The 10,090-nt window shown below is 68.2% G+C and carries 9 protein-coding genes; 7 read left to right on the plus strand and 2 right to left on the minus strand.

Annotated elements, in window-relative coordinates:
* The first annotated feature begins 29 nt into the window (after positions 1-29).
* Genes ACH4YP_RS45840 through ACH4YP_RS45855 form a run of 4 tightly spaced genes read left to right on the plus strand, consistent with a single transcriptional unit; the run spans position 30 to position 4,861 of the window.
* A complete protein-coding gene (locus ACH4YP_RS45840) occupies positions 30-2,246 on the plus strand; it encodes a polyribonucleotide nucleotidyltransferase (RefSeq protein ID WP_361066388.1) in 2,217 nt (738 codons plus the stop codon).
* On the plus strand, positions 2,243-3,622 hold the full coding sequence (locus ACH4YP_RS45845) for a M16 family metallopeptidase (RefSeq protein ID WP_398497367.1): 1,380 nt from the start codon (positions 2,243-2,245) through the stop codon (positions 3,620-3,622). The genes ACH4YP_RS45840 and ACH4YP_RS45845 overlap by 4 nt, the downstream gene beginning before the upstream one ends.
* Positions 3,623-3,650: 28 nt before the next feature.
* Positions 3,651-4,403: a 4-hydroxy-tetrahydrodipicolinate reductase gene (dapB, locus tag ACH4YP_RS45850; RefSeq protein WP_361072671.1), complete on the plus strand. Its 753-nt coding sequence runs from the start codon at positions 3,651-3,653 to the stop codon at positions 4,401-4,403.
* 5 nt (positions 4,404-4,408) lie between these two features.
* Positions 4,409-4,861, plus strand: a complete 453-nt coding sequence (locus tag ACH4YP_RS45855) for a hypothetical protein (RefSeq protein ID WP_190232461.1) — start codon at positions 4,409-4,411, stop codon at positions 4,859-4,861.
* A gap of 109 nt (positions 4,862-4,970) precedes the next feature.
* On the opposite strand, the gene ACH4YP_RS45860 is transcribed toward ACH4YP_RS45855, so the two are convergent.
* Positions 4,971-5,531, minus strand: a complete 561-nt coding sequence (locus ACH4YP_RS45860; RefSeq protein WP_398497369.1) for a hypothetical protein — start codon at positions 5,529-5,531, stop codon at positions 4,971-4,973.
* Between the two features lie 123 nt (positions 5,532-5,654).
* The gene (locus tag ACH4YP_RS45865) at positions 5,655-5,894 is read right to left on the minus strand and encodes a hypothetical protein (protein ID WP_361072664.1); all 240 of its coding nucleotides are present in this window, start codon (positions 5,892-5,894) and stop codon (positions 5,655-5,657) included.
* A 230-nt stretch (positions 5,895-6,124) separates the two neighbouring features.
* Between ACH4YP_RS45865 and thyX the strand changes: the two genes are divergently transcribed.
* The 3 genes from thyX (at position 6,125) to ACH4YP_RS45880 (ending at position 9,796) form a co-directional block, all read left to right on the plus strand.
* Positions 6,125-6,865 carry an FAD-dependent thymidylate synthase gene (gene thyX / locus ACH4YP_RS45870; protein WP_361072661.1) on the plus strand — a complete coding sequence of 247 codons (741 nt, stop codon included), beginning with the start codon at positions 6,125-6,127 and terminating at the stop codon, positions 6,863-6,865.
* A 211-nt stretch (positions 6,866-7,076) separates the two neighbouring features.
* A complete protein-coding gene (dapA, locus tag ACH4YP_RS45875; protein ID WP_361072658.1) occupies positions 7,077-7,976 on the plus strand; it encodes a 4-hydroxy-tetrahydrodipicolinate synthase in 900 nt (299 codons plus the stop codon).
* 134 nt (positions 7,977-8,110) lie between these two features.
* Positions 8,111-9,796 (plus strand): ribonuclease J, encoded by a 1,686-nt coding sequence (locus ACH4YP_RS45880; protein ID WP_361072655.1) that lies wholly within the window; start codon positions 8,111-8,113, stop codon positions 9,794-9,796.
* Positions 9,797-10,090 lie beyond the last annotated feature (294 nt).

The following is a 10,090-nucleotide window of genomic DNA, read 5'->3' on the forward strand; positions in this document are numbered from 1 at the left end:
AAAGACGAAAAGTATCGGAGAAAACGCTAGTGGAGAACGAGACCCACTACGCCGAGGCCGTTATCGACAACGGATCCTTCGGCACCCGCACCATCCGCTTCGAGACGGGCAGGCTGGCCAGGCAGGCCGCCGGATCCGCCGTCGCGTACCTGGACGACGACACCATGGTGTTGTCGGCCACCACCGCCTCCAAGAAGCCCAAGGAAAATCTCGACTTCTTCCCCCTCACGGTGGACGTCGAGGAGCGGATGTACGCCGCCGGCAAGATCCCCGGCAGCTTCTTCCGCCGCGAGGGCCGTCCCTCCGAGGACGCGATCCTCACCTGCCGCCTGATCGACCGCCCGCTGCGCCCGTCCTTCAAGAAGGGCCTGCGCAACGAGATCCAGGTCGTCGCCACGATCATGGCGCTCAACCCCGACCACCTGTACGACGTCGTCGCGATCAACGCGGCCTCCGCGTCCACCCAGCTGGCCGGTCTGCCCTTCTCCGGCCCGATCGGCGGCGTCCGCGTCGCGCTGATCAACGGCCAGTGGGTCGCGTTCCCGACGCACACCGAGCTCGAGGACGCCGTCTTCGACATGGTCGTCGCCGGTCGCGTCCTGGAGGACGGCGACGTCGCGATCATGATGGTCGAGGCCGAGGCCACCGAGAAGACCATCGCGCTGGTCGCGGGCGGCGCCGAGGCGCCGACCGAGGAGATCGTCGCCTCCGGTCTGGACGCCGCGAAGCCCTTCATCAAGGTGCTCTGCAAGGCCCAGGCCGACCTCGCCGCCAAGGCCGCCAAGCCCACCGGCGAGTTCCCGGTCTTCCTCGACTACCAGGACGACGTCCTGGAGGCCCTGACCGCCGCGGTCAAGAGCGAGCTCTCCCAGGCGCTCACCATCGCCGGCAAGCAGGACCGCGAGGCCGAGCTGGACCGCATCAAGGAGATCGCCGCCGAGAAGCTGCTCCCGCAGTTCGAGGGCCGCGAGAAGGAGATCTCCGCCGCGTACCGCTCGCTGACCAAGTCCCTGGTCCGTGAGCGCGTCATCAAGGACAAGGTCCGCATCGACGGCCGCGGCGTCACGGACATCCGTACGCTCGCCGCCGAGGTCGAGGCCATCCCGCGCGTGCACGGCTCGGCGCTGTTCGAGCGTGGCGAGACCCAGATCCTGGGCGTCACCACCCTCAACATGCTCCGGATGGAGCAGCAGCTGGACACCCTTTCCCCGGTGACCCGCAAGCGCTACATGCACAACTACAACTTCCCGCCCTACTCCGTGGGCGAGACCGGCCGCGTCGGCTCCCCGAAGCGCCGCGAGATCGGCCACGGCGCGCTCGCCGAGCGCGCGATCGTCCCGGTCCTGCCCTCGCGCGAGGACTTCCCGTACGCGATCCGTCAGGTGTCCGAGGCCCTCGGCTCCAACGGCTCGACGTCCATGGGCTCGGTCTGCGCCTCCACCATGTCGCTGCTGAACGCCGGTGTGCCCCTCAAGGCCCCCGTCGCCGGTATCGCCATGGGCCTGATCTCCCAGGAGATCAACGGCGAGACGCACTACGTCGCCCTCACCGACATCCTCGGTGCGGAGGACGCCTTCGGCGACATGGACTTCAAGGTCGCCGGTACCAAGGAGTTCGTCACCGCCCTCCAGCTCGACACCAAGCTGGACGGCATCCCGGCCTCCGTCCTGGCCGCGGCCCTCAAGCAGGCCCGTGACGCCCGCCTCCACATCCTCGACGTGATGATGGAAGCGATCGACACGCCGGACGAGATGTCCCCGAACGCCCCGCGGATCATCACGGTCAAGATCCCCGTGGACAAGATCGGTGAGGTCATCGGCCCGAAGGGCAAGATGATCAACCAGATCCAGGAGGACACCGGCGCCGACATCACGATCGAGGACGACGGCACCATCTACATCGGTGCCGCCCAGGGCTCGCAGGCCGAGGCCGCCCGCGCCACGATCAACGGCATCGCCAACCCGACCATGCCGGAGGTCGGCGAGCGCTACCTGGGCACCGTCGTGAAGACGACGACCTTCGGTGCGTTCGTGTCGCTGCTCCCGGGCAAGGACGGTCTGCTGCACATCTCGCAGATCCGCAAGCTCGCCGGCGGCAAGCGCGTGGAGAACGTCGAGGACGTCGTCGGCGTGGGCTCCAAGGTCCAGGTCGAGATCGCCGAGATCGACTCCCGCGGCAAGCTCTCCCTGATCCCCGTGATCGAGGGCGAAGGCGACGATGAGAAGAAGGACGACACCGACAAGTGACGTCGAGTAGCTCCACGGCGACGGCCCGCACCTCCTCGGAGGCGCGGGCCGTCGCCCGTACCCAAACCCTGATCAAGGGCGAGAACGGCATCGGTACGGTCCGCAAGACCACCCTCCCGGGTGGCCTGCGCGTCGTCACCGAGACCCTGCCCTCCGTGCGCTCCGCCACCTTCGGCATCTGGGCGCACGTCGGCTCGCGCGACGAGACGCCGGCTCTGAACGGCGCCACGCACTACCTGGAACACCTCCTCTTCAAGGGCACGCGGAAGCGCAGCGCCCTGGACATCTCCTCCGCCATCGACGCGGTCGGCGGCGAGATGAACGCGTTCACGGCGAAGGAGTACACGTGCTACTACGCACGCGTGCTCGACACCGACCTCCCGCTCGCCATCGACGTCGTCTGCGACATGCTCACGGGCTCGCTGATCCGCGAAGAGGACGTGAACGTCGAGCGGGGCGCGATCCTCGAAGAGATCGCCATGACGGAGGACGACCCGGGCGACTGCGTGCACGACCTGTTCGCGGCCACCATGCTCGGCGACACCCCCCTCGGCCGCCCGGTCCTCGGCACGGTCGACACCGTCAACGCCCTCACCGCGGACCGCATCCGCCGCTTCTACAAGAAGCACTACGACCCGACCCACCTCGTGGTCGCCGCCGCTGGAAACGTCGACCACGACAAGGTCGTACGCCAGGTCCGCGCCGCCTTCGAGAAGTCGGGCGCCCTCAAGCGACCGGACGCCGGTCCGATCGCCCCGCGCGACGGCTCCCGCACCCTCCGCACCTCCGGACGTGTCGAGCTCATCGGCCGCAAGACCGAGCAGGCCCACGTCGTCCTCGGTATGCCGGGCCTGGCCCGCACGGACGAGCGCCGCTGGGCCCTGGGCGTCCTGAACACCGCGCTGGGCGGCGGCATGTCCTCCCGCCTCTTCCAGGAGGTCCGCGAGAAGCGCGGCCTCGCCTACAGCGTGTACTCGTACACCTCGGGCTTCGCCGACTGCGGCCTCTTCGGTGTGTACGCGGGCTGCCGGCCCAGCCAGGTCCACGACGTGCTGAAGATCTGCCGCGACGAACTCGACCAGGTCGCCGAGCACGGTCTGTCGGACGACGAGATCGGCCGCGCCATCGGCCAGCTCCGCGGCTCCACGGTCCTCGGCCTGGAGGACACGGGCGCGCTGATGAACCGTATCGGCAAGAGCGAGCTGTGCTGGGGCGAGCAGATGTCCGTCGACGACATGCTGACCCGGATCGCCTCGGTCACCCCGGACGACGTACGGGAGGTGGCCCGCGAGATCCTGGGACAGCGGCCCTCGCTGGCGGTCATCGGCCCGCTGAAGGACAAACAGGCTTCCCGTCTGCACGAAGCGGTCGCGTAACCCTCGAATCCGGTAAGGAAGCAAGAAGATGAGCAAGCTGCGCGTGGCGGTCCTCGGTGCAAAGGGCCGTATCGGATCCGAGGCGGTACGAGCCGTCGAGGCGGCCGAGGACCTGGAGCTGGTGGCCGCCCTCGGCCGCGACGACAAACTGGAGACGCTGGTGGACGCCGGCGCCCAGGTCGTCGTCGAACTGACCACGCCGGCCTCGGTCATGGGCAACCTCGACTTCTGCGTCCGCCACGGCATCCACGCCGTGGTCGGTACGACCGGCTGGACCGACGAGCGCCTGGCGCAGCTGAACACCTCGCTCGCCGCCTCACCGGAGACGGGCGTGCTCATCGCCCCGAACTTCTCCATCGGCGCAGTCCTCACGATGAAGTTCGCGGAGGCTGCCGCGCCCTACTTCGAGTCCGTCGAGGTCATCGAGCTGCACCACCCGAACAAGGTGGACGCCCCGAGCGGCACCGCCCACCGCACCGCCCAGCTCATCGCTGCCGCTCGCCGGCGGGCGGGCAGCGCCGCGCAGCCCGACGCCACGGTCACGGCCCTGGACGGCGCCCGCGGCGCGGACGTGGACGGTGTCCCGGTCCACTCGGTGCGCCTGCGCGGTCTGCTGGCCCACCAGGAGGTGCTGCTCGGCGCCGAGGGCGAGACCCTCACCGTCCGCCACGACTCCCTCCACCACAGCAGCTTCATGCCGGGCATCCTGCTCGGCGTACGCCGTGTGGTGGACACCCCGGGCCTGACCTTCGGCCTGGAAAACTTCCTGGATCTGAAGTAACCGCCATGGGCGCGAAGATCACTTACGCCGTCACGGCCGCCGTCCTGGTCGTCTACTTCGTCCTGGTCGGCAGCCGCGGAGTGATGCTCATACAGAGCGGCACCCTGCTCACCGTCACCTTCGGTGTCGCCGTCCTCATCCTGCCGGTGATCGGCATCTGGTTCCTCTGGAAGAACACCCAGTTCGTCCAGAGGGCCAACCGGCTGGCCGCCGAGCTCGACGCCGAAGGCGGCCTGCCCGTCGACGAGTTGAAGCGCACCCCGGCCGGCCGGATCGACCGCGACTCGGCCGACGAGGTCTTCGCCAGGCGCAAGGCCGAGACCGAGGACGCCCCCGACGACTGGCGCAGCTGGTTCCGGCTGGCCATCGCCTACCACGACGCCCGCGACACTCCCCGGGCCCGCAAGGCGATGCAGCACGCGATCGCCCTGCACGACGGGAAACCCGTACGGGCCTGAGGCACCGACACGGACACACAGGCACGGACACACAGACATGGTGAAGGGGCCGGCCCGCACCCGCGGACCGGCCCCTTCACCATGCCGACTGTGTTGTCCGCGCCGACGGTCAGGCGTGCCCGCCGTACTCGTCCGCCCACACCTCGACGCCGTCCGCGGCCCGGTCGAACGCGTCGGGGCGCCCGAGGAAGTCCGCGTTGTGCGTGGTCAGCAGGTGTATCGGCTCGGCACCGGAGCGGTCGCTGCTGATGAGGACGAGCGCCTGCCCCTGCACGGTGCGCGGCAGCCCGAGCCAGCGCACCGGCTGCTGGACCGTCCGCACCGTCTGGACCTTCGCCCAGGGAGCCGTACTGGTGATCAGGAATCGGACCCGGCGCAGCCCGTGCGCGCTCACCCACGCGCCCATACGAAGCAGCCGCAGGGCGCACACGATGACGAGCCCCGCGAGCCCCAGGAAGACCGCGCCACCGGACCGATTGCCGGCCGCCGCGACGATGACCGCCGCGAACAGCACGTACGACGCGAGCAGCAGCAGGAGCGCCGACGCGGCGACGCGCCACGGTCCGGGCCGGTAGGGGCGTCGCCACTGGTCGCGATCGTCGAACGGCAGCGCGAGATCCTCGCCCGCCTCGTCGAAAGCGCGATCGGCGGTCAGAAAGGGCAGGGGCACGACTGATCCTCACTCAATCCACGCATGGGCTATGCCCGGTGAGGCTACCTAGCGGGATCACCGGTCACCACCCTCGGGGGTCCATGGGGGTGCTCCCAGGCCATCCGGGGCGGTGGAGGAGGGTCAACGGCCCTGCGACGCGTCCGAATGCTGCGTATGCGCGGGCGAACTGTCGGCCGACAGGGCGGGCGTCCCTATCAGCAGGGAACCCACGAGGCCCGCGACCACGGTGAGGCCTATGAGCCATCGGCCCGCCAGCTCACCGGCGGAGGCCCGCTGACGCGGTGGGGGAGTGACATTGCTGCGGAACCTGTCGGCTTCGGCGATGAAGGCGAACGGAACGGGCTCGCGCCGACGAAACATGGGGTGCGCTTCTCCTCTGGAGGCTCGAAGGGGGTCTGACGGAACAGTCGAATCGAACGAATCGCTGTCACCAATACAGACGAGCGAGAGCCCCAATTGGTGCCCAGTTTCACCGACTTCGCAGAAGTTCGGCAAAGAATGTCGCAGCACGGCACCGAACGCCCCGTTGTCAGTGCCGGGCCGTAGAGTGGACGCCGCCCGAGCCAGTGATGGGAAGGACCCTCCAAGCCGTGACCGACACACCCGCCGACGACCTCAAGCCCAGCTTCCGCAGCGATGTCACCGTCGAGCTGGTCAAGCACACCGCCTCCGACTCCGACGTGCTGTTCGCCGCCCGCGTCTCGACGCTCGGGGAGCAGTCCCTGGAAGAGCTGCAGAAGGACCCGGAGCGCTCAAAGGGCCTGATCAACTACCTGATGCGGGACCGGCACGGCAGCCCCTTCGAGCACAACTCGATGACGTTCTTCATCAATGCCCCGATCTTCGTCTTCCGCGAGTTCATGCGCCACCGCGTCGGCTGGTCGTACAACGAGGAGTCGGGCCGGTACAGGGAGCTCCAGCCGGTCTTCTACGTCCCGGGCGAGTCCCGCAAGCTGGTCCAGGAGGGCCGCCCCGGCAAGTACGTCTTCGTGGAGGGCACCCAGGCCCAGCAGGAGCTGACGGGCCGCGTCATGGAGGACTCCTACCGCCAGGCGTACGAGGCGTACCAGGAGATGCTCGCCGCCGGCGTGGCCCGCGAGGTCGCCCGTGCGGTCCTCCCGGTCGGCCTCTTCTCGTCGATGTACGCGACGTGCAACGCCCGCTCGCTGATGCACTTCCTCGGGCTGCGCACCCAGCACGAGCTGGCGAAGGTCCCGTCCTTCCCCCAGCGGGAGATCGAGATGGTCGGCGAGAAGATGGAGGCGGAATGGGCCAGGCTCATGCCCCTCACGTACGCCGCCTTCAATGGCAACGGGCGCGTGGCGCCGTAGCGCACCTCCGTCACCCGGTCGGGCACATGTGTACGGGTCAACCCTGCGAAGTGTCCGTATTGCGGCATTTCGAGAAGTTCATCTAGCCTGATCAAACGGACCCGGCACTGCTTGAACCCCCGAGCAGGCAGTGCCGGGCTCCTCTTTTGTCGTGACTTGTCACCGCCCCCGAGGGCAGACCGCACGTTGAGCAGCGAGTAGCGTGTTACCCATGGCTCCGACCTCCACTCCGCAGACCCCCTTCGGGCGGGTCCTCACCGCAATGGTCACGCCCTTCGCGGCGGACGGCGCACTCGACCTCGACGGCGCTCAGCGGCTCGCCACCCACCTGGTGGACGCAGGCAACGACGGCCTGATCGTCAACGGCACCACCGGCGAGTCCCCGACCACCAGCAACGCGGAGAAAGCGGATCTCGTACGAGCCGTACTGGAGGCGGTCGGCGACCGCGCCCACGTCGTCGCGGGCGTCGGCACGAACGACACGCGCCACAGCGTCGAGCTGGCCCGGTCGGCCGAGAAGGTCGGCGCACACGGTCTCCTGACCGTCACGCCGTACTACAACAAGCCCCCGCAGGAGGGCCTGTACCAGCACTTCAAGGTCATCGCCGACGCGACCGACCTGCCGGTGATGCTCTACGACATCCCCGGCCGCAGCGGTGTCCCGATCAACACGGAAACGCTGGTGCGTCTGGCCGAGCACCCGCGTATCGTCGCCAACAAGGACGCCAAGGGCGACCTGGGCCGTGCCAGCTGGGCCATCGCCAGCTCCGGCCTCGCCTGGTACTCCGGCGACGACATGCTGAACCTCCCGCTGCTCTCCGTGGGCGCGGTCGGCTTCGTCTCCGTCGTCGGTCACGTCGTCACCCCCGAGCTGCGGGCCATGATCGACGCGTACGTCAGCGGCGACGTCCAGAAGGCCACCGAGATCCACCAGAAGCTGCTCCCTGTCTTCACCGGCATGTTCCGCACCCAGGGCGTCATGACGACCAAGGCCGCACTCGCCCTCCAGGGCCTGCCCGCCGGACCGCTGCGTCTGCCCATGGTCGGCCTGTCACCCGACGAGACCGCCCAGCTCAAGATCGATCTTGCCGCCGGCGGGGTACAGCTCTAACCACAGACTTCACAACTGAATACGCACGACCCGCAGGCCGGAGGGCCTGCACCACCAGACAACTGCTACTGCACGAACGTCACGCGCGCCACGTGCCCTGCCAGGTACGTGGCGTGTGTGGTGAGGAGAGTCTTTTGAGTCATCCGCATCCTGAACTCGGCGCTCCGCCGGTCCTCCCGAAGGGCGGCCTGCGGGTCACCCCGCTCGGCGGCCTCGGTGAAATCGGCCGAAACATGACGGTCTTCGAGTACGGAGGCCGCCTTCTGATCGTCGACTGCGGCGTGCTCTTCCCCGAGGAGGAGCAGCCCGGAATCGACCTGATCCTGCCGGACTTCAGTTCCGTCAGGGACCGCCTCGACGACATCGAGGGCATCGTCCTCACCCATGGTCACGAGGACCACATCGGCGGCGTCCCCTTCCTCCTGCGCGAGAAGCCGGACATCCCGCTCATCGGCTCCAAGCTGACCCTCGCCCTCATCGAGGCGAAGCTCCAGGAGCACCGCATCCGTCCGTACACGCTCGAAGTCGCGGAGGGGCACCGAGAGCGCATCGGTCCCTTCGACTGCGAGTTCGTCGCGGTCAACCACTCCATCCCGGACGCCCTCGCGGTCGCCATCCGCACTCCCGCGGGCATGGTCGTCCACACCGGCGACTTCAAGATGGACCAGCTCCCGCTGGACGGTCGTCTGACAGATCTACACGCGTTCGCGCGTCTGAGCGAGGAGGGCATCGACCTCCTCCTCTCGGACTCCACCAACGCCGAGGTCCCGGGCTTCGTCCCGCCCGAGCGCGAAATCTCGAACGTGCTGCGCCAGGTCTTCGCCGGCGCCAGCAAGCGGATCATCGTGGCCAGCTTCGCCAGCCACGTCCACCGCATCCAGCAGATCCTCGACGCCGCTCACGAGTACGGCCGCAGGGTCGCCTTCGTCGGCCGCTCGATGGTCCGCAACATGGGCATCGCCAGAGACCTGGGCTATCTGAAGGTCCCGCCGGGCCTGGTCGTCGACGTCAAGACGCTCGACGATCTCCCGGAGCGCGAGATCGTCCTCGTCTGTACGGGCTCACAGGGCGAGCCGATGGCCGCGCTGTCCCGCATGGCGAACCGGGACCACCAGATCCGCATCGTCCAGGGCGACACGGTGATCCTGGCGTCGTCGCTCATCCCGGGCAACGAGAACGCGGTCTACCGCGTGATCAACGGCCTCACCCGCTGGGGCGCCAACGTCGTCCACAAGGGCAACGCCAAGGTGCACGTCTCGGGCCACGCGTCCGCGGGCGAGCTCCTGTACTTCTACAACATCTGCAAGCCGCGCAACCTGATGCCGGTCCACGGCGAATGGCGCCACCTGCGCGCCAACGCCGAGCTGGGCGCCCTCACCGGCGTCCCGCACGACCGGATCGTCATCGCCGAGGACGGCGTCGTCGTCGACCTCGTCGAAGGCAAGGCCAAGATCTCCGGCAAGGTCCAGGCGGGATACGTGTACGTCGACGGCCTCTCGGTCGGTGACGTCGGCGAGCCCGCGCTCAAGGACCGCAAGATCCTCGGCGACGAGGGCATCATCTCGGTCTTCGTGGTGATGGACTCCAGCACGGGCAAGATCACCGGTGGTCCGCACATCCAGGCTCGCGGCTCGGGCATCGACGACTCCGCCTTCGGTGACGTCCTCCCGAAGATCACCGAGGTTCTGGAGCGTTCGGCCCAGGACGGCGTGGTCGAACCCCACCAGATGCAGCAACTGATCCGCCGTACGCTGGGCAAATGGGTCTCGGACACCTACCGCCGCCGGCCGATGATCCTGCCGGTCGTGGTCGAGGTTTGAGCACCTCGTACGCGTGAACCCGGAGCGGGGCCCCTCGATTTGCATCGGGGCGCCCCGCTCCAGTACGTTTACGGCTCCGCCTGAACGGGAACCCGGCACAACTGCGTGTCCGGACCACCCCGACCGGGGCGGGAATTCCGACTCAGAACTTCTGATAAAGTCGGAGTCGCCGGAAAGGGAAACGCGAAAGCGAAAACCTGGAAAGCACCGAGGAAATCGGATCGGAAAACGGTCTGATAGAGTCGGAAACGCAAGACCGAAGGGAAGCGCCCGGAGGAAAGCCCGAGAGGGTGA

This window comes from Streptomyces sp. NPDC020747 (assembly GCF_044334695.1).
In the GTDB taxonomy this organism is placed as follows: Bacteria; Actinomycetota; Actinomycetes; order Streptomycetales; family Streptomycetaceae; genus Streptomyces.